The sequence below is a fragment of the Streptomyces sp. NPDC033178 genome (assembly GCF_055577685.1).
In genome coordinates, this window is record NZ_JBVIPT010000022.1 from 114541 (window position 1) to 138439 (window position 23899).

The following is a 23899-nucleotide window of genomic DNA, read 5'->3' on the forward strand; positions in this document are numbered from 1 at the left end:
TGTGCGGGATTTATTGAATATCATTCAGCGAAAGCGGAACGTCGGACCCGCCTCCTGACGGATCTTGGGATGACCGCCGCCGGTCTTTCCCGATCCGCGTTCGGGACCCTTTCAGCGGTCCTGGTCCAAATAGGCGAGAACAGCCAGGACGCGACGGTTGTCGTCGTCCGAGACCTCAAGGCCCAGCTTCGCGAAGATGTTGGACGTGTGCTTGGCGATCGCCCGCTCCGTGACCACCAGTTGGCCCGCGATCGCCGCATTCGACCTGCCCTGCGCCATCAGTTCCAAAACCTCCAGCTCGCGCGGAGTCACCCGGCCCAGCGGGCGGTCGTCCGCCTGCCGCCGCGTCAGCAGCTGCTGGATGACCTGTGGATCCATCGCCGTACCGCCCGCCGCGACCCGCCGTACGGCGTCGATGAACTGCTCGGCGTCGAACACCCGGTCCTTGAGTAGATAGCCGACCCCGCCGGCCCCGTCGGCGAGCAGCTCGCGCGCGTACAACTGCTCCACGTGCTGCGAGAGGACCAGCACCGGCAGCCCGGGTCTCGCCCGGCGGGCCGCCAGCGCGCACTGCAGCCCCTCGTCCGTGTGCGAGGGCGGCAGACGTACGTCGACGACGGCGACGTCCGGCGCCAACTCGGCCAGCGCCCTGGTGAGTTCGGGCCCGGTCTCGACGGCCGCGGCGATCTCGAAGTCGTACGCCTCCAGCAGCCGGACCAGTCCGTCGCGCAGCAGGAACAGGTCTTCGGCTAGGACAACTCGCAAGGGATCTCCATGGTCACCATGGTGGGGCCGCCCGCGGGACTGCTGACGGCCAGGACGCCGTCGAATGTACCCAGTCGCCGCTCGACTCCGGAGAGTCCCGAACCCGCGCCGATCGTGGCGCCCCCGTTGCCGTCGTCGGTGACGGCTATCCGCAGCATCCCGCCGTGCTCCGGCGAGTGGTGGATGTCGACCCAGATCCGGTCCGCCCCCGAGTGCTTGACGGCGTTGGTGAGGACCTCGCTGACGGCGAAGTACGCGGCCGCCTCCACCGGTTCACCCGCCCGGCCCGGCAACTCCACGTCCACCTCCGTACTGATGGGCAGCCGCAGCGCCAACGCCCTTACGGCGTCGCCGAGTCCGCGCTCCGCGAGCACGGGCGGGTGGATGCCGCGTACGAGGTCACGCAGTTCCGTGAGCGCCTCCGCGGAGGACTTGCGGGCCTGCGCGAGCAGCTGCTTGGCCTTGGCCGGGTCCTTCTCGATCAGGGCCTCGATGGTGCCGAGATCCATGCCCATCGCGACCAGCCGCGCCTGCGCCCCGTCGTGCAGATCCCGTTCGATGCGGCGCAGTTCGGCCGCCGAGGTGTCCACGGCGTCGCGCCGGGTCTCCGTGAGCACACGGACGCGCTCGGCCAGCTCGCCCTGGCCGGACCCGAGGACGGACCGGGTCAGCAGGAAGTGGACCCGCAGCAGCAGGGGAGCGGTGTAGACACCGGTGACGAGCAGGGCCGCTCCCAGCGCGGCCGCGGCGAGGGCGCTGAGCTGCCCGCTGACCGGCACGAACCCGTACCACCAGCCGACGCGCGTGCCGTCCGTGAAGACCCGCCACAGCCCGGCGCCCAGCGCGAACCCCTCGAAGGGGTAGGTGAGCAGCGCGGCGGGCAGCAGCGCCGTGACGAAACCCGCGATCATGTCGACCGGCAGCCACATCAGGTCCCGCCACGTCGCCGGATCGCCGAGCAGCCCGAAGCACCGCGTCCAGGGGTTGGCGTCCTTCGGCACCGGCCGGTACGCGGGCGGGATCCGCACCCCGCACCACTGGGCCGCCACCAGCCGCCGCCAGTTCGCGAAGCCGCGTACGCCCGCCAGCACCCACGGTGTCGTGACGATGCCGATGCCCAGCGGTACGAGGACGATCGACACGACGGACAGGACGAAGAGGGTGATCGACCCGGCCGGCGCCACGACGGCCAGCACCAGGGCCCGCACCCCGGCGAGCGCGGCGGTACGCACCCTGCCGCCGACGGTCTTGTCGTCCCCGTTCGTCTTGTCCCCGTTCGTCTTGTCCCCGTTCGTGTTCATGCCCTCAGTCTCGCCGAGCCCGCCGCCGCGGTCACTGGGCCGAACCACCCGGCGGGGGTGGTGCCAACGCCACCCCCTCCGCGGCGCTCAGCCGCCCAGGACCTTCGCCTCCACCGAGGGGTCGAGCCCGACCACCGGCCGGTCGGGGCGCCGGGGAGCCGTACCGCCGATGCTCTGGAGCCAGCTCCAGGTGTCGGCCACCGTCTCGGCGACGGGCCGGCACCGCAGCCCGTCCCGTGCCGCCCTGGACACATCAGCCTGGTGCATCGCGTCGTACGACTCCGAGCCGGGCGGCACCCACACCGGCAGCTGGATCCACGGCTCGATCCCGGCCGCGAGAACCACCTCGGGATCGGTCCACCGGAGCTCGGCCGGACCTCCCGCGGCCGTGCCTCCGGCAGCCGTGCCTCCCGCGACCCGGACGCACGCGTCGAGCAGTGCCCCCATGGTCGCGTGCCCCGACGGGCTGATGACGTTGTACGCCCCGTCCGCCCCCGCCTCCACGGCCCCGAGGGTCCACTCGGCCAGATCGCGGACGTCGACGTACTGGAGGGGCAGTTCACGGGGACCGGGCGCGAGGACGGGCCCGCCGCGCGCCATCCGGTCCAGCCACCACGGCAGGCGCCCGATGTTCTCGTACGGGCCGAGGATCAGGCCGGCCCGTACGAGAAGCGTCCGCTCGGCACCGAAGGCCTCCAGCACGGCCAGTTCGCCGCCCCGCTTGTCGCGTGCGTAGTCGGTGTGTTCCGCGTCGGGGGAGGCGCCCTCCACCGGCGGGCTGCCCTCGTCGTATCCCGCGGCGGGCGGCCAGGCGTACACGGAACAGCTCGACACGTACACGTACCGGCGGGCGCGGTTCGCCAGCAGCCGGGCCGCGTCCCGGACGACGCGCGGGGCCGCGGACCAGGTGTCGACGACGACGTCCCACTCCTCCTCGGTCCCGGCCAGGGACGCGAGCCCGTCGGGCGCGGTGCGGTCACCGTGCAGGGACCGCACCCCCGCCGGAGGTTCGTGGCGTCCCCGGTGGAAGACGGTCACGTCCCAGCCGCGGGCGAGCGCCGCCTCCACGACGGCCCGGCCCACGAACTCCGTACCACCCAGCATCAGAAGTCTCATGGGGGTGACTCTGCCCGGCGGCCCCGCGTGACGGAACGGGAATCTGCCGACAGGAGAACCGTTCCGCCGACGGACGAATCCACGAGCGGTACGGGTACGGGTACGGGTACCGGTATCGGTTCGGGATCAGCTTGCGGTCGGCGGCGTGTACTTGTACCCCACGCGCCGCACCGTCTGGATCGCCTCCCGGTGCTCAGCCCCGAGCTTGCGGCGCAGCCGGGCGATGTGGACGTCCACGGTCCGGCCGTCACCCACGTGCCCGTAGCCCCACACCGTGGTGACCAGCTGGTCGCGGGTGTGCACCCGGTGCGGATGGGCCACGAGATGCGCGAGCAGCTCGAACTCCAGATACGTGAGATCCAGCGGCCGCCCGCCGACCTCGGCCGTGCGCTGCACGGTGTCGACGCGTACGAGGGAGTCGTCGCCCGCGCCCCCACGCTCAGGCTCCGCCCGGTCCGCGTCCGGTACGGCGACCGGCAGCAGGGGCGGCTGGTCGGCCGGCACGAGGACCAGGTACCCGATCATCGGCGGCCGGCCCGGCAGCGTCGGCAGGGTGTGCGGGGGAGCGGGCAGCCAGGTGGCGCCCGGCGGGAGGAGGTCCGTGACGTCGACCACCTCGTCCCGGTCGACGGCACGCAGTCGATGGCGCGCCGAGCCAGTGGAAGGGACCGGGGAGGGCGCCGTGGAGGGCGCGGTGGCAACGGACGAGAAGGAACGGGTGTTCGCCATGAGAGGTCAGCTCTTTCGCGCGAGAGGTCGTCGGAGGACGTACGTCGTGCGCGCTGGCCGAAGGCCGGGATGTACGGCTTTAGAGGGCCCGCGCGTTCACCGCGCGACAACACACCCGGTCGAAGTCGTGATGCTGCCGGGAAGGCCAGAAGGGCTCAAGATCACGACGACCCGTCGCGCTGAACTCCTGGAAGCCGGTCATGCTCCCATTGAAGCAGAGACGCGATCCCGACAGCACCCTTCTCTCACTGGTCGGACGCCAACTGCTCAGGGGCGCGGGGCTGTGTCGATGTGCGGCTCCGCCGCAGGGCGCGACAAGCCCCCACGCACCCGCACCCGCACCCGCCCACGCGGAAGGGGCGCCCACCATCAGCGGGCGCCCCTTCGGAAGAACAGGTAACTCAGACCTGCCCGGCCTTCTCAAGGGCAGAGCAGCACGTGTCGACGATGAGCCGCGTCACCAGGTACGGGTCGACGTTGGCGTTGGGCCGACGGTCCTCGATGTACCCCTTGCCGTCCTTCTCGACCTGCCACGGGATCCGCACCGAGGCACCACGGTTGGACACACCGTAGGAGTACTCGTTCCACGGGGCGGTCTCGTGCAGACCGGTCAGCCGGTCGTCGATCCCGGCACCGTAGTTCTTGACGTGGTCGAGCGGCTTCGAGCCCTCGCCCAGCGACTCGCACGCGGTGATGATCGCGTCGTAACCCTCGCGCATCGCCTTGGTGGAGAAGTTGGTGTGCGCACCCGCGCCGTTCCAGTCGCCCTTCACCGGCTTCGGGTCCAGCGTCGCGGAGACGTCGAAGTCCTCGGCGGTGCGGTAGAGCAGCCAGCGGGCCACCCACAGCTGGTCGGCGACCTCCAGCGGCGAGACCGGGCCGACCTGGAACTCCCACTGGCCGGGCATGACCTCGGCGTTGATGCCGGAGATGGCGAGACCGGCCTTGAGACAGTTGTCCAGGTGGGCCTCGACGATGTCACGGCCAAAGATCTCGTCCGAGCCGACGCCGCAGTAGTAGCCGCCCTGCGCGGCCGGGAAGCCGCCCTCGGGGAAGCCCAGCGGGCGCGAGCCCTTGAAGAACGTGTACTCCTGCTCGATGCCGAAGATCGGCTCCTGCGCGGCGAACTTCTCCGCGACCTCGGTGAGCGCGGCACGGGTGTTGGACTCGTGCGGCGTCATGTCGATGTTGAGGACCTCGCACATGACGAGCACGTCGTCGCCGCCGCGGATCGGGTCCGGGTAGACGGCGACCGGCTTGAGCACGCGGTCGGAGGCGTGACCCTCGGCCTGGTTCGTGGAGGACCCGTCGAAGCCCCAGATCGGCAGCTCCGCACCCTTGGCGTCGTCGGCCATTATCTTCGTCTTCGAACGGAGCTTGGCCGTCGGCTCGGTGCCGTCGATCCAGATGTACTCAGCCTTGAAGGTCACGGGCCACATCCTTCGGGGTGGGTCTCTCAGCGCAGTGCGGGTGCTGCGGCGCTGCGGCACCGGGGCGCCGCGGTGGATGCCGGGAAGCCTGTCAACAGGCGATTTCCCGATCATTGCTCGAATGTGAACCCCGTGTTACCTGGTGCCTCTGTGCTGCGACTCACTCGCTGAGAGCGTTCGCGCGCCGCGTACCCGCCTCCCGAACAGCGGATTCCGCATGACGCCCGCCCCAGCCCCGGACCCTCGTATGCGATGGGTTTCGCCCGCGCGTCCCGACCGGACGCGCGGCAGAGAGTCACCCGGCACCTTCGGATCACACATCCGGTTCCGCGCCCGATGCGCCGCCCGACGCAGCCTCCCGTACGCCCGCCAGGAAGCCCCGGATCGCGGCGAGTTCGCGCTCGTCGTACCCCCGGAGCAGTTCCACGGACCGGCCGATGAGCGGACCGAAGAAGGCCTGGCCCAGTTCGACCGCCCGCTTCTCCACCTCGACGAGCACCCGGCGCCGGTCGCGCCCGTCCCGTACCCGCCGCGCGTGCCCCAGCCGTTCGAGCCGGTCGACGACGGCGGTGGTCCCCGCCGAGTTGAGCCCGAGCAGGCCCCCGAGTCGTCCGGCCGTCATCTCGGTCCCGTCCCTGCGGGCGTCCATGAGGCAGATCAGTGCCCTGACGTCCGTGGCGTGCATGCCGTTGTCGTGCGCGAACCGGGCGCTGTGCAGGCCGAGTTCGACGGTGGCCGCGCGCAGGAGATGGACGATTTCCATCTCGGGCCCCTGGTCCTTCACACCGCGTCCCCGTCTATCATCTCGATGAGTGAGTATCTCGTTCAGCGAGATAATAGAGGGAGGGGAAGCGGAGCATGAACTTCAGCGTGGCGTACGACAAGGTCGTGGCCAAGTGGCCCGCCGACCGGGAGGAGATCAGCGTCCGCACTGCCTTCGGCGAGACCGTGGTCAACGTCTGCGGTCCGCGCGACGGCGCCCCGCTCCTCCTGTTACCGGGCGGAGGCGGCGCCACCTCGGGCTCCTGGTTCGCCAACGCCGCCGAACTCGCCCGTACGCACCGGGTCCACGCCGTCGACCTGATCGGCGAACCGGGCCGCAGCGTACGCGATGCCGAGAGCCCCCTGCGCACGGTCGAAGACCTCGCGGCGTGGCTCGACGAGCTCGTCGGCGCGCTTCTGCACGACATGGGCGCCGCGCCGGCTGCCCGGATCCACCTGGGCGGGCACTCGTACGGCGGCTGGATCGCCCTGCAGTACGCGCTGCACGCGCCGGAGCGGGTGAGCCGTCTGTTCCTCCTCGACCCGACGAAGTGCTTCTCCGGGTTCAAGACGGCTTACCTGCTGCGCGCCGGGTCGATGATGCTGCGGCGCTCGCCCCGCCGCCTGCGCGCCTTCCTGGAGTGGGAGACCGGGGGCGTCCCGCTCGACCACGACTGGCTGCGTCTTCAGGAGGAGGCCGGCACCTTCCCGCTGGTGCGGCCGGTCACGGGCCCGGCTCCCGAGCCGGAGGCCCTGCGCGCACTCGATCTGCCGGTCCTGGTCCTGCTTGCCGAGAGGAGCAGGACCCATGACGCACGACGGGTGGCGGCTCGCGCCGCCACCCTGTTGCCGCGCGCGGAGGTGGCCGTCCTGCCGGACGTGTCGCACCACGCGCTGCCCCACACGGACCCCGCCGAGCTGAACCGCAGGCTGACCGGCTTCCTGGCAGCCTGAACCGTCACTGCGGCGAGGTCCCACCGACGGGAGTCGTCCCGTCGGTCCACCCTCTCGATGAGGGCTCAGCCCACCTTCTCGATGAGGGCCCTGCGGATCAGGAACTTGCCGGGCTCGCGGACCTGCTCGAACGCCGCGTTGTTCAGGAGCGCGCAGCTGCCGGAGACCGAAGTGACCTCCACGGTCGTGGACTTGTTGTTGTCCAGGTTCGTGACCTTCAGCTTCGTACCGGCCGGGAACTGGTTGCTGGACGCCGCGGGGGCGCCGTCCTCGCCGGAGAGGGTGACGGTGGAACCGTTGCAGACCTGCTGGCCGCCGACAGCGTTGTCACCGCCCGCGTCACCGGTGGCAGGCGGGGCAGCGCTCTGCGAGGGCTGCTCGGCGGGGTCCGCGGCGGCGGGCGGGGCGGACGCGGCGGGCGTCCCCTGGGGCGCGCCCGCCTGCGAGGACTCGCCGACCTCGCACCCGGAGGCCTCCTGCTGGACCTTGATCTGGGCGATCACCGCTTCGCGGTTGGCGATCCGCGCCTCGGACTGGGCGTCCGGGCTGGTGCGCTGCCCCTCGATGAACTTCTCGTTGTTGCCGAGCGCGGTGGCCAGCCCGTCGCAGACCACCGAGGACTGCGCGGCCGGAGCGTTGGTGCTCGCGTTCGAGGTGGCGGCGAAGGCGAAGGCCCCGCCGCCGGCCACGGCCGCGGCGCTCACCAGCAGCGCGATCTTCTTCTTCGGGCCGAGAGTTCTCCTGCGTGACATGAACGGCTCCTGTCCCCGGCCACCCCTGGCGGTGGCCGTTCCGCCGCTATGTACGAGATACCGAACGGAGTTACTCAGTAGTTCACACGAGTCACCTGAGTAACGTAGATCACACGGGAGTTGAGGGATCCTCACCTTGACTTCGGCCCAACGCGTCACGTACGGCCTCGTCCGTACGTGCCACCACGGCGGTTCCGTCCTCCGCGGTGATGATCGGCCGCTGGATGAGCCGAGGGTGCTCCGCCAGGGCCGCGACCCACCGCTCCCGCGAACCGGGGTCCCGGGCCCACTCCTTCATCCCCAGCTCCTTCGCCACGGCCTCCTGGGTCCGGGTGATGTCCCAGGGCTCAAGACCGAGCCGCTCCAGGACCTGCCGGATCTCGGCCTCGCTCGGCACGTCCTCCAGGTACCGCCGAACCGTGTACGCGGCCCCTTCCGCGTCCAGCAGGCTGATGGCGCTGCGGCACTTCGAACATGCCGGATTGATCCAGATCTCCATACCGCACAAGGTACGCGAAACGCCGTTCGGGGCATCCGCCACGCCATGACCCAAAGGGCTTCTGGCCAGGGGTGATTGTCAGTAGCCGGGCGGGATCCGGTCCCGTGGTCCGTCAGGTGCCTCCGCCGCACCGTCCTCCGACTGCGCCGCGCTGTCCTCCAACTGCACGGGGCTGTCCTCCGGTTCCGCCGCGCCGTCCTCCAGTCGTGCCCGCTCGGCCACGGCCGGGTCGGTCGAGTCCGAGACCAACTCCGCGACGCGCAGGGTGCACTCCCACTCCGACAGCCTGCCCTTGATCACCACCAGGTACGACTCCTGGTCGGCGAAGCGGTACACATGGCGCCGCTTCTCCACGATGCTCTTGCTCGGCAGATACGTGTGGAGGGCAGCACGGAGTGCCTTCAGTGCCTGTTCCTTCGTTTCCTGCCCACGGCAGATGAACTCGGTTCTGTACACGTCGCTGCTGTACTGCGCGATCACGACCCAGTCGCCCATGCCCGCTCCCCCTCGGCGCCGCTGCCAGTCAGCCACAGCTCGGCCGCCGGAACAAGAACGACGCCGCCGGAACAAGCACGACACAGAACCGGGGGATGGCTCTGTTCGAATTTTTTGCCGCCTCACGCACATCTCGCAAACCAGGTGTGACACGGCGCCAATTGCCTTGCCCACCTGGACATTTACTGGACGCCCTGGGCTCGCTCGATGTCAGTGGCGGCCGGTAAACTATAAGTAGTGTTCGAGGGATTCGCCGGAGACGCCGGACGGTTCCCTGACCGCGACAGGAGGATGCCTGTGCCCGCTGCCGCACTCAGCCCGCTGCCCACCCAGTCCACATCCAAGAGGGCGGTCCTGCTCGACCTGCCGTACGAGCCCGTCGAGAAGCGCCCGCTGCCACCGGGCCGCCCGCGCGACTGGTACGTGACGCACAACCGCCGTCTGAAGGCGATGCGACTCGCGATCGCCCTCCTCGACTCGGGTGTGTACGTGCCGAACCAGGCCCGCAACGAGAAGATCCGCAGCACGGCCCAACTCATCGGAATCCACCCGCCGTCGGACACCACATGCCACATGGTCCGAGCCCTGATGAGGTACGCCCGCTGAGCTCACGCCCGGTGCGCCGCCCGTTTGTCGGGGCGGACGGCGCACCGGGTCGTGGCCCCGAGGTGTGTGCGCCACGAGTCGCCGGCGTGACGGCCCCCGACGTCAGCCCGACGCCAACTCCCGTTCCAGCGGCGTCCGGAAGCGCGGTGTGACCCGGGTCGGACCCACCCAGGCGTGCAGCCGCGCGGCCTCCGCCTCGATGGCCTCCCGCGCCTCGCGGCCCACACCCTCGGTGTCCAGCAGCCGCCAGACGATCTCGCCGTCGGGCCGCTGGGCCCACCCGCCGACGATCCGCCCGTCCCACCACACGGTGGGCCCGATGTTCCCGCTACGGTCGAAGAGCGCGGACCGCAGCTCCGCCGGGCAGTACCAGTCCCGCTCCTGCCAACCCATGGCCGTCGGATCCAGGCCGGGCAGCAGCGCGGCCCACGGCTCGGCCGCCCCGACCGGCTCCACGGCGTCGGCGAGGACGTGTCCGATGCCCTCGTCCACAGACACGGTCACCGCCCCGACCGCCTTGAGCGCGGTCCGTACGTCACTGACCTTCCAGCCCGTCCACCACTTCAGGTCCGCCTCCGTGGCCGGCCCGCACGCGCCGAGCCACCGCCGCACCAGCTCCGCCTGGGCCTCGGCGACCGGCAGTTCGGGGGAGGGCGGGGCCACCGCCCACCGGAACTGCGTGGACGTCCACGAGCCCAGCGGCCGCCCCCGTACGACCCGGCCCTCGACCCCCAGCACCCTCCACAGCCGCGAGGAGACGGTGTGCACGCCCTCGTAGCTCTTCCCCGCCGCGTACACGAACTGTTCCCTCAACCGGGGCTCGTCCTGGGCCAGTTCCACCGCGGTGGCCTCCCCGCGCCGGGCCAGCGCCGCCAGTGCGGACGCCTCCACCTCCGCGAGCCACTGCGCGTCCGGTGCCCCCGCCTTGGCCATGTCCTTGATCAGTGCGGCCCGCGCCCGCGCGGCGACGGTGAGTCCGGTCGACGCGTGCACGACCGGGACGAGCCCGGTGGGGAACACGAACACGGTGTGCCGCATGCCGTGCATCCGTACCAGCGTCCGGTCCTCGTACAGCGCGCGTTCCGTCTCCGGCACGGTCTTCGCCGCGTCCGCCAGGCGCGCGCCCACGGCGAGGAAGACGCTCGCGGGATCCGTCCCGTGCAGCGCCACCAGCGACTCCGCGACCTCCTCCGGCGAGTCCGCCCGCGCGGACCCGGCCAGCCGCTGCCCGACAGCCAGCCGGGCCCGCCGCTCCGCCACCTCGATGTACCGCAGTTGTCCGCTCACTCGATCCCCTGTGTCGCTCAGTGGCCGTGCCCTGCACTGTCCTGTCCCGGCCCCGCCCCTGGATTCTCCCTCCAAGCGTCGATTTTGTTCGACTTCAGGAGTTCTGTGAGCGTTCGCCCTCAGAAGCTGGCGTTATTCGTTTCCGTCGGACAGGCATCACCCGGCATCCTGAGGGCTACTCTCAACGCACCGACGGACGGGTGCCCGCCCCTGGGCCGTGTCCGACCCAGCGCCGCGTCGGACATCTCAAGGTCCCACCACCCACGCACAAGGAGACCCATCATGGGTACCTTGATCATTTTGGCGATCCTCGCTCTGGTCGTCCTCGGTTTCAACAACCCGCTCTGGTGGCTCGCCGGAGCCGTCCTGCTCTACCTGCACTTCCGTTACGGCCGCACCGGCCAGGGGACGACGGGCTCCTCGTCGCCCCGCGGGGCCGGCTCGTCGGTACGCGGCGACAACGACTACCGCGCGTACCGCCAGCGCCGTGACCAGCAGGCCAGGTGGGAGCGCCGCTACCGCCGCGAACGCCCCTGGATGACCCGCCAGAAGCGGAACTAGCCCGACCGGAGCAGCCCCCGCCCGGAGACCCGGAGACCCGGAGACAGGCCGGGCGGGGAACCGGCCCTGCGGAGGGGAGCGGCTAGCCCAGGCCCGGCGCTCCCCACAGCGGGAACCACCGGCCCAGGTCCTGCTCCACCCGCAGGTCGTTCCCGAGTGCCGCCCTGACCTGCAGTTCCAGCGCGTTGTCGCGCCGCTCACCCTCCCCGGGCAGCGGCGCGAACGGGTAGAACGTCCCGCGCTTGTAGAGATAGACGAGCCCGAGCCGCCGCCCGTCGCCGTGCCGGAACCCGACCACCGAGCACAGCAGTTGGGGGCCGAACCCGCTGCCCTCCAGCGTGCTGTTCACCGCGTGCAGATCACCGACGAGCGCGGGCAGATCGTCCGGCTCCCGCCGCGACACCAGCCAGGTGTACCCGTAGTCGTCCCGGCTTACCTCCACCGGCGGCTCCGAGTCCGCGTCGAGCAGTTCCCGCACTTCCTCCCGTACGTCGTCGAAGGCGGCCCCCTCGACGGACGCGAAGCACACCGAACCGTGCCCGGTCGGAGTGAACCCGGCCGCCGCCTCCAGTGTCACGGCGGCCGACGGCAGCCCGAAGAGCTGGTCGAGATCGGGCGCGACGGGCCTGCTGCGGCCGAGGAGGATGTCGAGGAACCCCATGCTCAGCCCGCCTTCCCGGGGGCCGGCGCCTCACCCAACTCGCCGGAGATACGGCCGAGTTGATCAAGCCGGTCCGCCAGGCTCGGGTGCGTCGACAGCAGGGAGGAGAAGAGCTGCCGACCGCCCGGTGCGGCACCGAACGCGGGCGTGAAGTAGAAGGCGTTGAAGGCCTGCGCGGTCCGCAGATCACGCGTGGGGATCTTCGCGATGTCCCCGGTCAGCTTGGTCAGCGCGGAGGCCAGCGCCGAGGGACGCCCGGTGAGCATGGCCCCGGCCCGGTCGGCGGCCAGTTCCCGGTACCGGGACAGGGCCCGGATCAGCAGGAAGCTGAGCGCGTAGACGGCCGCGGACACCGCCATCACCGTCATCAGGACGACGACCGTGTTCTGGTCCTTGCGCCCCCGCCCGCCGAACACCTGCGAGTAGAGCGTGAAGCGCACGACGAGCCCGGCGAGCACTCCGAGGAACGAGGCCACCGTGATCACCGCGACATCGCGGTGCGCCACGTGCGACAGCTCATGGGCGAGTACGCCCTCCAGCTCGGCGGGGTCGAGCCGGCGCAGCAGCCCGGTCGTCACGCAGATCGCGGCGTGGTCGGCGTTGCGCCCGGTGGCGAAGGCGTTCGGCATCTCCATGTCGGAGACGGCGACCACGGGCTTCGGCATGTCGGCGGTCGCGCAGAGCCGGTCGATCACCCCGTGCAGCTGCGGATACTCCTCGCGCTCGACGACCCGCCCGTGCATCGCGTACAGCGCGATCCGGTCCGAGAACCAGTACTGCGCGCCGAGCAGCGCCGCGGCGATCACCACGACCAGTACCCAGGACTTCAGCAGCACGATCAGCACGGCCACGAAGGCCACGTACAGCAGCCCGAGGAGGAACAGCGTGATGCCCATCCTCGCGGTCAGTCCCCGGTCGGCCTGGAAGCGGCTCTGCATAGCGATCACCTCGAAATCGGGCACTCGTCCCGATTCCAGTGTGCACCCGGGCATTTCCACGAATGGATCTGGATCAGCCCTCCACCAGGCAAAGAACGACAAAGCCCTGTCACTGCCCGAGGGCGGTGACAGGGCTTCGTCCGTCAGCTGTTCGTCAGCCGCGACGCGCTACGCGTACGTGTCGGTCACGGGGTCGATCACACGTCGTAGTAGAGCTCGAACTCGTGCGGGTGCGGACGCAGCTGCAGGGGAGCGATCTCGTTGGTGCGCTTGTAGTCGATCCACGTCTCGATCAGGTCGGGCGTGAAGACGTTGCCCGCGAGCAGGAACTCGTGGTCGGCCTCAAGGCGGTCCAGGACGGCCGGGAGGGAGGTCGGGACCTGGGCGACGCCCGCGTGCTCCTCGGGGGCCAGCTCGTAGAGGTCCTTGTCGATCGGCTCGGCCGGCTCGATCTTGTTCTTGATGCCGTCGAGGCCCGCGAGCAGCAGCGCCGAGAAGGCGAGGTACGGGTTGCCGGAGGAGTCGGGCGCGCGGAACTCGACGCGCTTGGCCTTCGGGTTCGAGCCCGTGATCGGGATACGCATGGCCGCGGAGCGGTTGCGCTGCGAGTAGACCAGGTTGATCGGGGCCTCGAAGCCCGGGACCAGGCGGTGGTACGAGTTCACCGTCGGGTTGGTGAACGCCAGCAGCGACGGGGCGTGCTTGAGGATGCCGCCGATGTAGTAGCGGGCGGTGTCCGACAGGCCCGCGTAGCCGGCCTCGTCGTAGAACAGCGGGTCGCCGTTCGTCCACAGCGACTGGTGGACGTGCATGCCCGAGCCGTTGTCACCGAAGATCGGCTTCGGCATGAAGGTCGCGGTCTTGCCGTTGCGCCAGGCGACGTTCTTCACGATGTACTTGAAGAGCTGGAGGTCGTCGGCCGCGGCGAGCAGCGTGTTGAACTTGTAGTTGATCTCGGCCTGGCCGGCGGTGCCCACCTCGTGGTGCTGGCGCTCGACCTGGAGGCCGGACGCGGCCAGCTCCAGGGAGATCTCGGCACGCAGGTCGGCGAAGTGGTCGACCGGCGGGGTCGGGAAGTACCCGCCCTTGTAGCGGACCTTGTAACCGCGGTTGTCCTCCAGCGCACCGGTGTTCCAGGCGCCCGCCTCGGAGTCGATGTGGTAGAAGGCCTCGTTCGACTTGGTCTCGAAGCGCACGCTGTCGAAGACGTAGAACTCGGCCTCGGGGCCGAAGTACGCGGTGTCGGCGATGCCGGTCGACGCGAGGTACGCCTCCGCCTTCTTCGCCACGTTGCGCGGGTCACGGGAGTACTGCTCGCCCGTGATCGGGTCGTGGATGAAGAAGTTGATGTTGACCGTCTTGTCGCGGCGGAAGGGGTCGACGCGCGCGGTGGACAGGTCGGCGCGGAGCGCCATGTCGGACTCGTGGATGGCCTGGAAGCCGCGGATGGAGGAGCCGTCGAAGGCCAGTTCCTCGGTCGGGTCGAAGGCCTCTGCCGGCAGCGTGAAGTGCTGCATGACACCCGGCAGGTCGCAGAAGCGGACGTCGACGAACTTGACGTCTTCGTCCTTGATGAACTTCTTGGCCTCGTCGGCGTTCTGGAACATCCAGCTCCTCCTACTCCCGACCATGTCCGACCGGGGTGGTAGTTCGTTCGTGCGGCCAGTGCGGTGGCACACGCTGATCCCGACCTTAGGGACGGGTGATTTCTCAAGCGTGACCCATTTGTTTCGCCCAAGTTAACCGGACCGGGCCCGGAACACCCCACCTGTACGCATGCCAAAAGGGGCGCAGTACCGTGGACGGGTGGACAACAGGCAAGCAATCGGATCGTGGCTCTCCGGACCCCGCGCGGCCGCGGAGGAAGCCGGTGCCGACTTCGGATACCGCGGCGAGCAGCTGGGTCTGCCCGAGTCGGGCCCCGGCTCGATCGCCCGCCCGGGGAGGCGCCTGGGCGCCCTCGCCGTCGACTGGGGCCTGTGCCTCTTGATCGCATACGGCCTGATCACCGACGGCTACGGCCAGGCGACCGGCAACTGGGCGCTGGCAGTCTTCTTCGTCCTGAGCGTCCTGACCGTCGGCACGATCGGCTTCACCCCGGGCAAGCGCCTGTTCGGCCTCCGCGTCCTCGCCCTGGACACCGGCACGGTCAACCCGCTCCGCGCCCTCCTGCGCACGGCCCTCCTGTGCGTCGCCCTCCCGGCCCTGATCTGGGACCGCGACGGCAGGGGCCTGCACGACCGCCTGGCCCGCACGGTCGAGGTCAGGATCTGAGCGGACTCATGCGACGCGGGGGCCCGGAACCGATCGGTTCCGGGCCCCCGCGTGTGGGCCCTGCCCAATTGTTTACGGGGCGCCCCGGAACCTCAGGTTCCGGGGCGCCCCGTTTCAGTCGAGTCCAGCGACAGCGCTACCGCATCTTCGGGCCGCCGCGCGGCATGCGCATGCCCTTGGGCATCGGGCCCTTGGGGAGGGGCATATTGGACATAAGGTCACCAAGCGCGCGCAACCGGTCGTTGGTGGCGGTGACCTGGGGGCCGGACAGCACGCGGGGCAGCTTCAGCATCGTCGTGCGGAGCTTCTTGAGCTCGACCTGGCCCTCGCCCGTGCCGACGAGGATGTCGTGCACCGGCACGTCCGAGACGATGCGGGCCATCTTCTTCTTCTCGGCGGCCAGCAGGCTCTTCACCCGGTTCGGGTTGCCCTCGGCGACCAGGACGATGCCGGCCTTGCCGACGGCCCGGTGGACCACGTCCTGGCTGCGGTTCATCGCCACCGCCGGGGTCGTCGTCCAGCCGCGCCCGACGTTGTCGAGCACCGCGGCGGCCGCACCCGGCTGGCCCTCCATCTGCCCGAACGCCGCACGCTCGGCCCGGCGTCCGAAGACGATCGCCGACGCGAGGAAGGCGAGCAGGAGGCCGAGAATGCCGAGATAGATCGGGTGACCGATCAAGAAGCCGATCGCGAGGAAGACACCGAGGGTGCCGATTCCGACAGCTGCGAGTACAAGACCGATCATCTTGTCGGCCTTGCGGGTCATCTTGTAAGTCAGGGCGATCTGCTTGAGTCGCCCGGGGTTCGCAGCGTCCGCTGCGGATTCCTTCCTCGCCATGCCGTGAAGTCTACGTGGCGTGGGAAGCGCCGACGACGGCGGTGCCGGGTCGGGCCCGGATCAGGGGCGGGCGACGAAGCTCTGATCCAGGACGCGCTGGGCCTCGACACGGTCCTTGGCGCGGCGGCGGTCCTCCAGGACGGAGGTCCAGGCGTTGCGGCGGGCGGTGCGCTGGCCGCTGCTCAGGAGCAGCGACTCGACGGCACGGAGTGCATCGCCGAACGACGGAATCGGTGTGGCGCGTACGGGCGCGGTCTGCATGGTGGAGGTCCCCCCTCGGGATGGCGGCTCTGGCTAGGGCTCTACGTGGCGTAAGACCAGGGTCACTGAATGGTGTTACCAGGGCGTGACCGACCGGTCAAACGCCAGTGAAGCCTTGATGCGCGGGCCGAAAACACTGACGCGGCCCTGATGGGGTCCCCATCTGCGGGGACGGTCAGGACCGCGTCGTATCGGCCACTACCGGTGGGTAGTTGCTTGTGCTCGGATTCACACGCTTGCGTGGCACTGCGTGCCATTCCGCAGGTCGCGCAACGTGTCGCGCGACCCCCTCTGGGCCTCGTCTCAGACGGCCTGCGAGGCGACGTACGAGCCCCGCTTCTCGATCGCCATCTGGTACAGGCGGCCCGCGCGGTACGAGGAGCGGACCAGCGGGCCCGACATGACTCCGGAGAAGCCGATCTGGTCGGCCTCCTCCTTCAGCTCGACAAACTCGTGCGGCTTCACCCAGCGCTCCACCGGGTGGTGGCGCACGGAGGGCCGCAGGTACTGCGTGATAGTGACGAGCTCGCAGCCGGCCTCGTGGAGCTGGCGCAGGGCCTCGCTGACCTCTTCACGGGTCTCGCCCATGCCGAGGATCAGGTTCGACTTCGTGACCAGACCGTAGTCGCGGGCATCGGTGATGACCTTCAGCGAGCGCTCGTAGCGGAAGCCCGGGCGGATGCGCTTGAAGATGCGCGGGACCGTCTCGACGTTGTGCGCGAAGACCTCGGGCCGGGAGGAGAAGACCTCGGCCAGCTGCTCGGGGACCGCGTTGAAGTCGGGGGCGAGGAGCTCGACCTTGGTGGGGCCGCTCTCGCGGTTCGCCGTCTGCGCGTGGATCTGGCGCACGGTCTCCGCGTACAGCCAGGCGCCGCCGTCCTCCAGGTCGTCGCGGGCGACGCCCGTGATGGTCGCGTAGTTGAGGTCCATGGTGACCACGGACTCGCCCACGCGGCGGGGCTCGTCGCGGTCCAGTGCCTCGGGCTTGCCCGTGTCGATCTGGCAGAAGTCGCAGCGCCTCGTGCACTGGTCGCCGCCGATGAGGAACGTGGCCTCGCGGTCTTCCCAGCATTCGTAGATGTTGGGGCAGCCCGCCTCCTGGCAGACCGTGTGCAGGCCCTCGCTCTTCACGAGGTTCTGCATCTTCGTGTACTCGGGGCCCATTTTCGCCCGGGTCTTGATCCACTCGGGCTTGCGCTCGATGGGGGTCTGGGCGTTCCGGACCTCCAGGCGCAGCATCTTGCGTCCGTCGGGTGCGACTGCGGACACATCGGCTCCCTGTAGCTTCGATTCTTCGGCGTACACCAGGGTACGCCCGTTCGCTTCTCGGCCCCCGGGGTGGGCAACCTTCGGGAACGGGGGTGCATTCCCGGGGTTTTTCCTCGCCCCCGCCGCCCCTACCCGTCCCGTCCCTGGGGGCTGCCGCCCCCAGACCCCCGCTGATCGGCCTGAACGGCCTCGTCCTCAAACGCCGGACGGGCTGAAGGTGTCGGCCCGGGCTGCGAAGTCTTGGGCCCCTCCGGCGTCCGAGTCTTCAGCCCCTCCAGCGTCCGAATCTTTAGCCCCTCCGGCGTTTGAGGAGCGGGGGTTCGGGGGCGGAGCCCCCGAGTAAGGGACGGGAATGGGTAGGGGCGGCGGGGGCGAAAAAAAGCCCCTACACCACCGCCCGTTCTACTTCCCGCGGCCTCAACTCCGCGTTCCCGAGGACATCCCGCAGGTGTCGCTCGGCCACCGGCAGGACGTCCGCGATGGTGAGGTCGCGGCCGAGCTCGTGGGCGAGTGACGTGACCCCCGCGTCACGGATACCGCAGGGGATGATCTTGTCGAAGCTGGACGTGTCGGGGTTCACGTTCAGCGCGAAGCCATGCATCGTGACGCCCTTGGCGACGCGGATGCCCATGGCGCAGATCTTCCGGTCCTCGCGCCGCTGCCCCGCGTTGGACGGCGCGTACTCGGGCCCGTTGAGCCGGGGGTCGAACTCCTCGTCCGCGAGCCGGGGATCGAAGTCCAGGGAGAGCCCGCCGAGGGAGGGCCGCTCGGCCACCGGGTCACCGAGGACCCAGACGCCGGCCCGCCCCTCGACCCGGCTCGTCCCGACACCGAACTCCGCACAGACCCGGATCATCGCGTCCTCAAGGCGGCGGAGGTGGGCGACGACGTCGACCGGCCGGGGGAGCTTCTGGATCGGGTAGCCGACCAGCTGCCCAGGCCCGTGCCAGGTGATCTTGCCGCCACGGTCCACGTCGACGACGGGTGTGCCGTCGAGGGGCCGCTCACTGTCCGCCGTGCGCCGGCCGGCCGTGTAGACCGGCGGATGCTCCAGGAGCAGACAGGTGTCGGGGATCTCGTCCTGGAAGCGCGCCGTGTGCACACGGCGCTGCTCGTCCCAGGCCTCCTGGTACTCGACGGCGTCCGCACCGAAACCCATGCGGACGAACCGCAGCTCACTCACGGCAAGCGCCTCCCTGAAAGAGTCGTAAGGCTCATAACAGCCTCACGCCACTGTACGTCCGGTCGAACCTCGTCAGCCCTGGGGGCAATCCTCACACGATCGGATGAATGCGCGTCGAAGTGTGCGATCGGGTGCTTACGGACCGCTACATTCGCGCCGTTCACGAGGCTTTCAAGGGCTGCTCAAGGCATGGCGGCCGACCTCGCCCGGGCCTGTTCCCGCAGGCCCCCAGCCCGGAAGGCAGGAGTTCGCACCGCAGATGACGGAACGACCCGCGCAGCGCACCCCCAACCGTCAGCTCGCCGCACTAATCGCAGAAGCGGGGTTCTCCAACGCGGGGCTAGCCCGCCGAGTGGACCAGCTCGGCCTCGAACACGGGCTCGATCTCAGATACGACAAGACATCCGTGACCCGGTGGCTGCGCGGCCAGCAGCCAAGAGGCACCACACCCGCGCTGATCGCCGAGGTCTTCACCCGCCGCCTCGGCCGCCGTCTCACCGCCCAGGACCTCGGACTCGACGCGTGCGCCCCGGTGTACGCCGGGCTCGAATTCGCGGCCACGCCCGAGGAGGCCGTCGACATCGTCGGCGGACTGTGGCGCAAGGACTCCGGGAGCCACGCGGAGCTCCGCAAGATCGCGTTCACCCCGGCGGGGCTCGTCGTGCCCAGCCGGGACTGGCTGATCGGGCGGGCCGACGACCGGGTGGGCCGCGGCGACCCCGGTGCCGTACGGATCCCCGTACAGGGCCGCCCCGCCGTGCCCCGGCAGCGCGCGCAGACCGAGCGCGGCCCTGGGCAGCGGGTGACCGCGGGTGACATCGCGGCGCTGCGCTCGGTCGGGGAACTGTTCCGCACGCTCGACAACGCGTACGGCGGAGGGCACGCCCGGCAGGCCCTCGTGCGGTACCTGGAGCACGAGCTGGAGCCGATGCTGCGCGGCACCTACGGGGAACAGACGGGGCGCCGCCTGTTCGCCGCCGCGTCCGATCTGACCCGGCTGGCGGGCTGGACCTCGTACGACATCGCCGCGCACGGACTCGCCCAGCGGTACTTCGTGCAGGCGCTGCGGCTGTCGCAGGCGGCGGGGGACCGGGCGTACGGCTCGTACGTGCTCGTGACGATGAGTCGACAAGCCGTCTATCTGGGACACGGCCGGGAGGCGGTTCAGCTGGCCCGGGTCGCCCAGCAGGGCGTGGGCTCGTCGGCCCCGCCCGTCGTCCAGGCGCTGCTGTACGCGGTCGAGGCGCGGGGGCACGGTGTGCTCGGCGAGGTGCGGGCGGCCACGGCCTCGCTGGTACGGGCCGAGCGGGCTCTGGAGACCGCCCGGCCGGGTGACGAAGTGCCGTACTGGGCGCGGTTCTTCGACGAGGCGCAGCTCGCGGACGAGTTCGGGCACTGCCACCGTGATCTCCAGCAGTACAGGGCGGCCGCGCAGCATGCCGAGCGGTCCCTGCAGTTGCGGGCGCCCGGGTATGCGCGCAGCAGGCTCTTCTGCCGGGTCGTCCTGGCCTCGGCGCGGCTCGGGCTCGGCGAGCTCGATCAGGCCTGCCAGTTGGGTGCCGAGGCGGCGACGCAGGCCTCGGAGATGCGGTCGGTGCGGGCGTTGGAGTACGTGCGGGACTTCGAGCGGCGGCTGGAGCCGTACAAGGACGCGCCGCCGGTCAGGGGGTACCGCGACAAGGTCGCTGCGCTCGGCTGACCGGCACCACCGGAGGGGTCGTCTTGTGGCTGCGGGCCGGTGGGGGGCCGGTCGCGCAGTTCCCCGCGCCCCTTACGCGGCGCTGCGCAGCCGGATATCGGTGCAGCCCTGCGCTCCTGACGGGGCGCTGCGGAGCCGCATATCGGTACAGTCCCGCGCTCCTGACGGGGCGCTGCGGAGCCGCATATCGGTACAGTCCCGCGCTCCTGACGGGGCCTGCGGAGCCGCACCTTGATACAGCCCCGCGCCCCTTACAGGGGCGCGGGGGACGTGGATGGGGAGGAGGTCCTGCCCCGCGGCGGGACCTCCACCCCTTGGCTCTCGTACGCCTACGCGGCGGTCGAGGCCGTTAACGGGGTCGCCGTGGGGGCCGAGTTGACGCCGAGGTCCGTGAGGAGGGCCCTCGCGGCTCGGTGGCCCGAGTGCAGGGCGCCCTGGACCGTGCTGGTGTCGCGGTGGTCGCCGCAGACGTACAGGCCGGCGAGGAGGCGCACCGGGCGCCGTAGGTCGTGCGGGGGTGCCATCGCGGGAACCGCGTCGGAGGTGTGGTGGACCGCGAGCAGCTCCCAGCGGTGCGTGGCGGCGCCGTAGAGGGCGGCCAGGTGGGCGCGTACGGCCCGGTCCGTGTCCGCGGGCGGTGCGCCGAGGATCGTGGACGAGATCAGGGCGCGGCCCACGGGGGCGCGGGTCGGGTCGACCTGGCTGATGACCGCGGTGTGGGCGACCGGGCCCCGGCGGTCCGCGTCCAGGAGGAGCGCGGGCTCCGTCAGGGGTGCCTCGTCGGCCGTGTGGTGCACCACGGTGACCTGGTGGAACGGCGGCACCCGCAGACCCGGCAGCAGCTCGGCGGCGGCGTGGGCGTCGGTCGCCACCAGGATGGCCCGGCAACGGAGTTCGCCGTGGTCCGCCGTCGTCACGGAGGTCGTGGACACGGAGGTGACCCGCACCCCGGTGCGGACCGTTCCGGGCGGCAGGGCCGACGCCAGCAGTTCCGGCAGAGTGTCGGCGCCGCCCTCCGGGACGCACAGGCGGCCGGAGGCGAAGGCGCGCAGCGCGAGGTCCGCGCACCGGCTGGACGTCGTCAGATCCGGATCGCAGAGCAGCGCGGCCAGCAGCGGGCGCAGAAAACCCTCGACGGTACGGGCCGGCATGCCGCGGGCCGCGAGCGCGCGACCCGCGGGCCGCTCGGGCCGGGCCAACAGCCGTTCCACGGGCACGGTCGCGATCCGTCCGAGGGCCGCGGCGAGCCGGGCCTGGTCGAGGGCGCCCCCGAGCGGCGGGAAGGCCCGCGAGACGGGCGGCACGGCGGCCGCCGGTATCTGCCTGGCCCTGCGAGGGGGGCTCACCAGGGCGCGCGCCGCGTCGAGTGCGCCCCGTGCGCCCCCGGCGCCTGCGGGTTCGCCGGCCCGGTGGACGCGGCCTTCGGCATGGACGAGCACGCCGGGGGCGAACGGCCGCAGCGCGAGCCTGTCGAGACCTGGGGTCAGCCGTAGCTCGGGATAGGACGTGGAGAGGAGCTGGCCGATGCGGTCGAGACGGAAGCCGTCGACCTTCTCGGTCGTCATGCGGCCACCCACGTAAGGGGCGGCCTCCAGGACCACGGTCGTTACACCTGCGCTGTTCAGCCGATGGGCGGCCGCGAGTCCGGCGACTCCGGCTCCCACGATGACGACGTCCGCCTGATACGCGGGCTCAAGCACGTGCCCCTCCCCGAGGTCGCGTGGCTGCTGGGGACGTGATGCCCCCAACGGGCTCCAGGAATACCCGAGTTCGGCACGAGAGTAGGGCCGCCGACGGTCGGTGGAAGTCGCGCATGAACAGGGCACGGTCGCACGCAGGTCGCATGGGTCGGTCCTGCTGGCCGGGGACTATGCCCGTGCCCCGTGCCCCGTGCCCCGTAAGGGGCGCGGGGCTGTATCGATATGCGGCTCCGCCGCGTGGGCGCGCTCAGCCACAGCCGGCCCGCACATATCCACCGCAGCCCAGCGGAGCGCCGGCGCTAGCGGACCGCCCGGATCGCCTCCTCGATCCCGGGAAACGCAAAGGTGAACCCCGACTCCAACAGCCGGGTGGGAAGCACCCGTTGGCTCCCCAGAACCTCCTGCGCCATCTCCCCGAGCACAAGCTTCAGTACAGGCGCGGGCACCGCGAAGAGCGCGGGCCGGTGCAGCGCGCGCCCCATCGCGGCCGTGATCTCCCGGTTGGTGAGCGGCTCCGGCGCCGTCAGGTTGAAGGGGCCGGACAGCGACTCGGAGTCGATCAGAAATCGCAGCGCGGCCACGTGGTCGTGCAGCGCGATGTAGCTCCAGTACTGCCGCCCGTTGCCCATCCGCCCGCCGAGCCCCGCCCTGAAGAGCGGGAAGAGCCGCCCCCAGGCGCCGCCCTTCGCCGCCACCACCAGGCCGGTGCGGGCGAAGACGGTCCGTACGCCCGCCTCCTCCGCGGGGGCCGCCGCCTCCTCCCACTCGACGCACAGCGAGGGCAGGAACCCGATCGCGGGAGGCGCGCTCTCGTCCACGGCCCGCTCGCCGGTGTCTCCGTAGATGCCCATCGCGCTGCCGTTCAGGAAGACCTGTGGCGGCCGGTCGAGGGAGGCTACGGCCTCCGCCAGCGCGGCCGTGCCGAGCAGCCGGCTGTCCCGGATCTTCCGCTTGTACGCGTCGGTCCAGCGGTGGTCGCCGATGCCGGCGCCCGCGAGGTTCACCACCGCGTCGCAGCCGACGAGCCCCGCCGCGTCGACGTACTGGCGTTCGGGGTCCCACTCGACCTCGTCCTTCGCCCGGGGCGTACGGCGCACCAGCCGCACCACCTCGTGCCCGTCGGCGGTCAGCGAGCGCACCAGGGCGCTGCCGATGAGGCCGGACGCGCCGGCCACGGCGATTCGGGAAGTCTCCATGGTTCCCATCCTCCGCCAACCACCCCGGGAGCAGTGCGCCGAGGGTGTCCGGCATATCGGACGGCGTCGCGGGCGCCGGTCGTAAAGTGTCGTCATGCCCGAGCCGTCCATACGCACCGCCCGGCCCGACGACGAAGAGGCGCTGGGCCGTCTCGACCGCGCGGTCTGGTCCTATCTGCACGCTGTCAGACCCCAGGAGCAGCCGCCGTACGATCCGTTCTTCAACGAGCGCTTCGGCCCCCGCGACCACCTGGTGGCGGAGCTGGCGGGGCGTGTCATCGGATATGTACGGCTCGGCTTCCCGACCCCGCTCGTCTCGAACGCGCACGTACGGCAGATCCAGGGTCTCGCCGTCGCCGAAGAGGCACGCGGTCACGGCGTGGGCCGGGCCCTGATCCGCGCGGTCGTCACCGAGGCCCGCCGCCAGGGCGCCCTGCGGATCACCCTGCGCGTCCTCGGCCACAACACCCCGGCCCGCAAGCTGTACGAGTCGGAGGGCTTCGTCGTCGAGGGGATCCAGCCCGGGGAGTTCTACCTCGACGGGGAGTACGTGGACGACGTGCTCATGGGGCGTAGCCTCTGAGCCCGAACGGACCGCGGTCCGAGTGATCCTGTGATCCTCG

The 23899-nt window shown here is 70.8% G+C and carries 25 protein-coding genes; 6 read left to right on the top strand and 19 right to left on the bottom strand.

Going from position 1 to position 23899, the window contains the following annotated elements; genetic code table 11:
• Window positions 1–111 precede the first annotated feature (111 nt).
• The 6 genes from ACZ5VQ_RS40880 to ACZ5VQ_RS40905 form a co-directional block, all read right to left on the bottom strand.
• Entirely contained in the window at window positions 112–765 is a 654-nt protein-coding gene (locus ACZ5VQ_RS40880) for a response regulator transcription factor (protein ID WP_398893148.1), read from the bottom strand.
• Window positions 750–2066 carry a sensor histidine kinase gene (locus ACZ5VQ_RS40885; protein WP_469109431.1) on the bottom strand — a complete coding sequence of 439 codons (1317 nt, stop codon included), beginning with the start codon at window positions 2064–2066 and terminating at the stop codon, window positions 750–752. Before ACZ5VQ_RS40885 ends, ACZ5VQ_RS40880 begins: the two co-directional genes overlap by 16 nt.
• Before the next feature lie 87 nt (window positions 2067–2153).
• Window positions 2154–3182 carry an NAD-dependent epimerase/dehydratase family protein gene (locus tag ACZ5VQ_RS40890; protein ID WP_469109432.1) on the bottom strand — a complete coding sequence of 343 codons (1029 nt, stop codon included), beginning with the start codon at window positions 3180–3182 and terminating at the stop codon, window positions 2154–2156.
• Between the two features lie 126 nt (window positions 3183–3308).
• Window positions 3309–3911 (bottom strand): winged helix-turn-helix domain-containing protein, encoded by a 603-nt coding sequence (locus tag ACZ5VQ_RS40895; RefSeq protein WP_469109433.1) that lies wholly within the window; start codon window positions 3909–3911, stop codon window positions 3309–3311.
• A gap of 401 nt (window positions 3912–4312) precedes the next feature.
• Entirely contained in the window at window positions 4313–5341 is a 1029-nt protein-coding gene (glnII, locus tag ACZ5VQ_RS40900; RefSeq protein ID WP_469109434.1) for a glutamine synthetase, read from the bottom strand.
• Window positions 5342–5654: 313 nt separating this feature from the next.
• Window positions 5655–6104: a MarR family transcriptional regulator gene (locus ACZ5VQ_RS40905; protein ID WP_469109435.1), complete on the bottom strand. Its 450-nt coding sequence runs from the start codon at window positions 6102–6104 to the stop codon at window positions 5655–5657.
• Window positions 6105–6199: 95 nt separating this feature from the next.
• On the opposite strand from ACZ5VQ_RS40905, the gene ACZ5VQ_RS40910 reads away from it, so the two are divergent.
• The gene (locus ACZ5VQ_RS40910) at window positions 6200–7057 is read left to right on the top strand and encodes an alpha/beta fold hydrolase (protein WP_469109436.1); all 858 of its coding nucleotides are present in this window, start codon (window positions 6200–6202) and stop codon (window positions 7055–7057) included.
• 65 nt (window positions 7058–7122) lie between these two features.
• On the opposite strand, the gene ACZ5VQ_RS40915 is transcribed toward ACZ5VQ_RS40910, so the two are convergent.
• The 3 genes from ACZ5VQ_RS40915 to ACZ5VQ_RS40925 all read right to left on the bottom strand — a co-directional run bounded on the left by ACZ5VQ_RS40915 (window position 7123) and on the right by ACZ5VQ_RS40925 (window position 8803).
• On the bottom strand, window positions 7123–7809 hold the full coding sequence (locus ACZ5VQ_RS40915; RefSeq protein WP_469109437.1) for an RlpA-like double-psi beta-barrel domain-containing protein: 687 nt from the start codon (window positions 7807–7809) through the stop codon (window positions 7123–7125).
• Window positions 7810–7918: 109 nt separating this feature from the next.
• Window positions 7919–8308 carry an arsenate reductase family protein gene (locus ACZ5VQ_RS40920; protein WP_469109438.1) on the bottom strand — a complete coding sequence of 130 codons (390 nt, stop codon included), beginning with the start codon at window positions 8306–8308 and terminating at the stop codon, window positions 7919–7921.
• Between the two features lie 78 nt (window positions 8309–8386).
• Window positions 8387–8803 carry a hypothetical protein gene (locus ACZ5VQ_RS40925; RefSeq protein ID WP_469109439.1) on the bottom strand — a complete coding sequence of 139 codons (417 nt, stop codon included), beginning with the start codon at window positions 8801–8803 and terminating at the stop codon, window positions 8387–8389.
• A 297-nt stretch (window positions 8804–9100) separates the two neighbouring features.
• Between ACZ5VQ_RS40925 and ACZ5VQ_RS40930 the strand changes: the two genes are divergently transcribed.
• A complete protein-coding gene (locus tag ACZ5VQ_RS40930; RefSeq protein WP_143631201.1) occupies window positions 9101–9409 on the top strand; it encodes a hypothetical protein in 309 nt (102 codons plus the stop codon).
• A 102-nt stretch (window positions 9410–9511) separates the two neighbouring features.
• On the opposite strand, the gene ACZ5VQ_RS40935 is transcribed toward ACZ5VQ_RS40930, so the two are convergent.
• The gene (locus ACZ5VQ_RS40935; protein ID WP_469109440.1) at window positions 9512–10696 is read right to left on the bottom strand and encodes a winged helix DNA-binding domain-containing protein; all 1185 of its coding nucleotides are present in this window, start codon (window positions 10694–10696) and stop codon (window positions 9512–9514) included.
• Window positions 10697–10978: 282 nt separating this feature from the next.
• Between ACZ5VQ_RS40935 and ACZ5VQ_RS40940 the strand changes: the two genes are divergently transcribed.
• On the top strand, window positions 10979–11257 hold the full coding sequence (locus ACZ5VQ_RS40940) for a hypothetical protein (RefSeq protein ID WP_362080264.1): 279 nt from the start codon (window positions 10979–10981) through the stop codon (window positions 11255–11257).
• An 82-nt stretch (window positions 11258–11339) separates the two neighbouring features.
• Here the strand turns inward: ACZ5VQ_RS40940 and pspAB are convergent, their stop codons facing one another.
• The 3 genes from pspAB to glnA form a co-directional block, all read right to left on the bottom strand.
• Complete coding sequence (gene pspAB / locus ACZ5VQ_RS40945) at window positions 11340–11918, bottom strand: PspA-associated protein PspAB (RefSeq protein WP_362080267.1); 579 nt, start codon at window positions 11916–11918, stop codon at window positions 11340–11342.
• 2 nt (window positions 11919–11920) lie between these two features.
• Window positions 11921–12856, bottom strand: coding sequence for a zinc metalloprotease HtpX (gene htpX / locus ACZ5VQ_RS40950; protein ID WP_469109480.1), 936 nt, complete (start codon window positions 12854–12856; stop codon window positions 11921–11923).
• 197 nt (window positions 12857–13053) lie between these two features.
• The gene (gene glnA, locus ACZ5VQ_RS40955) at window positions 13054–14463 is read right to left on the bottom strand and encodes a type I glutamate--ammonia ligase (RefSeq protein WP_469109441.1); all 1410 of its coding nucleotides are present in this window, start codon (window positions 14461–14463) and stop codon (window positions 13054–13056) included.
• A 199-nt stretch (window positions 14464–14662) separates the two neighbouring features.
• Here glnA and ACZ5VQ_RS40960 point away from each other — a divergent pair, with 199 nt between their 5' ends.
• On the top strand, window positions 14663–15130 hold the full coding sequence (locus ACZ5VQ_RS40960) for an RDD family protein (protein ID WP_469109442.1): 468 nt from the start codon (window positions 14663–14665) through the stop codon (window positions 15128–15130).
• Between the two features lie 136 nt (window positions 15131–15266).
• Here the strand turns inward: ACZ5VQ_RS40960 and ACZ5VQ_RS40965 are convergent, their stop codons facing one another.
• From ACZ5VQ_RS40965 to lipB, 4 genes are all read right to left on the bottom strand, one after another.
• Window positions 15267–15968: a DUF4191 domain-containing protein gene (locus ACZ5VQ_RS40965; RefSeq protein ID WP_359725800.1), complete on the bottom strand. Its 702-nt coding sequence runs from the start codon at window positions 15966–15968 to the stop codon at window positions 15267–15269.
• Between the two features lie 60 nt (window positions 15969–16028).
• On the bottom strand, window positions 16029–16229 hold the full coding sequence (locus tag ACZ5VQ_RS40970) for an SCO2195 family GlnR-regulated protein (RefSeq protein WP_469109443.1): 201 nt from the start codon (window positions 16227–16229) through the stop codon (window positions 16029–16031).
• Between the two features lie 303 nt (window positions 16230–16532).
• A complete protein-coding gene (gene lipA, locus ACZ5VQ_RS40975; protein WP_143631183.1) occupies window positions 16533–17498 on the bottom strand; it encodes a lipoyl synthase in 966 nt (321 codons plus the stop codon).
• A gap of 385 nt (window positions 17499–17883) precedes the next feature.
• Window positions 17884–18681, bottom strand: a complete 798-nt coding sequence (lipB, locus tag ACZ5VQ_RS40980) for a lipoyl(octanoyl) transferase LipB (protein WP_469109444.1) — start codon at window positions 18679–18681, stop codon at window positions 17884–17886.
• Between the two features lie 259 nt (window positions 18682–18940).
• Between lipB and ACZ5VQ_RS40985 the strand changes: the two genes are divergently transcribed.
• A complete protein-coding gene (locus tag ACZ5VQ_RS40985) occupies window positions 18941–20380 on the top strand; it encodes a tetratricopeptide repeat protein (RefSeq protein WP_469109445.1) in 1440 nt (479 codons plus the stop codon).
• A 329-nt stretch (window positions 20381–20709) separates the two neighbouring features.
• Here ACZ5VQ_RS40985 and ACZ5VQ_RS40990 read toward each other — a convergent pair whose 3' ends face one another.
• A complete protein-coding gene (locus ACZ5VQ_RS40990) occupies window positions 20710–22080 on the bottom strand; it encodes an NAD(P)/FAD-dependent oxidoreductase (RefSeq protein ID WP_469109446.1) in 1371 nt (456 codons plus the stop codon).
• Window positions 22081–22379: 299 nt separating this feature from the next.
• On the bottom strand, window positions 22380–23276 hold the full coding sequence (locus tag ACZ5VQ_RS40995) for a TIGR01777 family oxidoreductase (protein ID WP_362080290.1): 897 nt from the start codon (window positions 23274–23276) through the stop codon (window positions 22380–22382).
• Window positions 23277–23370: 94 nt separating this feature from the next.
• On the opposite strand from ACZ5VQ_RS40995, the gene ACZ5VQ_RS41000 reads away from it, so the two are divergent.
• A complete protein-coding gene (locus ACZ5VQ_RS41000; RefSeq protein ID WP_469109447.1) occupies window positions 23371–23859 on the top strand; it encodes a GNAT family N-acetyltransferase in 489 nt (162 codons plus the stop codon).
• The last annotated feature ends 40 nt before the right edge of the window (window positions 23860–23899 follow it).

What these genes read in the sequence shown, in the direction of transcription:
- glnA (WP_469109441.1), bottom strand. Translation starts at nt 14,463, where the DNA reads ATGTTCCAGAACGCCGACGAGGCCAAGAAGTTCATCAAGGACGAAGAC.
- ACZ5VQ_RS40925 (WP_469109439.1), bottom strand. Translation starts at nt 8,803, where the DNA reads ATGGGCGACTGGGTCGTGATCGCGCAGTACAGCAGCGACGTGTACAGA.
- pspAB (WP_362080267.1), bottom strand. Translation starts at nt 11,918, where the DNA reads ATGGGGTTCCTCGACATCCTCCTCGGCCGCAGCAGGCCCGTCGCGCCC.
- ACZ5VQ_RS40995 (WP_362080290.1), bottom strand. Translation starts at nt 23,276, where the DNA reads ATGGAGACTTCCCGAATCGCCGTGGCCGGCGCGTCCGGCCTCATCGGC.
- ACZ5VQ_RS40910 (WP_469109436.1), top strand. Translation starts at nt 6,200, where the DNA reads ATGAACTTCAGCGTGGCGTACGACAAGGTCGTGGCCAAGTGGCCCGCC.
- ACZ5VQ_RS40985 (WP_469109445.1), top strand. Translation starts at nt 18,941, where the DNA reads ATGACGGAACGACCCGCGCAGCGCACCCCCAACCGTCAGCTCGCCGCA.
- ACZ5VQ_RS41000 (WP_469109447.1), top strand. Translation starts at nt 23,371, where the DNA reads ATGCCCGAGCCGTCCATACGCACCGCCCGGCCCGACGACGAAGAGGCG.
- htpX (WP_469109480.1), bottom strand. Translation starts at nt 12,856, where the DNA reads ATGCAGAGCCGCTTCCAGGCCGACCGGGGACTGACCGCGAGGATGGGC.
- ACZ5VQ_RS40890 (WP_469109432.1), bottom strand. Translation starts at nt 3,182, where the DNA reads ATGAGACTTCTGATGCTGGGTGGTACGGAGTTCGTGGGCCGGGCCGTC.
- ACZ5VQ_RS40915 (WP_469109437.1), bottom strand. Translation starts at nt 7,809, where the DNA reads ATGTCACGCAGGAGAACTCTCGGCCCGAAGAAGAAGATCGCGCTGCTG.
- ACZ5VQ_RS40885 (WP_469109431.1), bottom strand. Translation starts at nt 2,066, where the DNA reads ATGAACACGAACGGGGACAAGACGAACGGGGACAAGACGAACGGGGAC.
- ACZ5VQ_RS40940 (WP_362080264.1), top strand. Translation starts at nt 10,979, where the DNA reads ATGGGTACCTTGATCATTTTGGCGATCCTCGCTCTGGTCGTCCTCGGT.
- ACZ5VQ_RS40920 (WP_469109438.1), bottom strand. Translation starts at nt 8,308, where the DNA reads ATGGAGATCTGGATCAATCCGGCATGTTCGAAGTGCCGCAGCGCCATC.
- ACZ5VQ_RS40895 (WP_469109433.1), bottom strand. Translation starts at nt 3,911, where the DNA reads ATGGCGAACACCCGTTCCTTCTCGTCCGTTGCCACCGCGCCCTCCACG.
- ACZ5VQ_RS40965 (WP_359725800.1), bottom strand. Translation starts at nt 15,968, where the DNA reads ATGGCGAGGAAGGAATCCGCAGCGGACGCTGCGAACCCCGGGCGACTC.
- ACZ5VQ_RS40905 (WP_469109435.1), bottom strand. Translation starts at nt 6,104, where the DNA reads ATGGAAATCGTCCATCTCCTGCGCGCGGCCACCGTCGAACTCGGCCTG.
- ACZ5VQ_RS40970 (WP_469109443.1), bottom strand. Translation starts at nt 16,229, where the DNA reads ATGCAGACCGCGCCCGTACGCGCCACACCGATTCCGTCGTTCGGCGAT.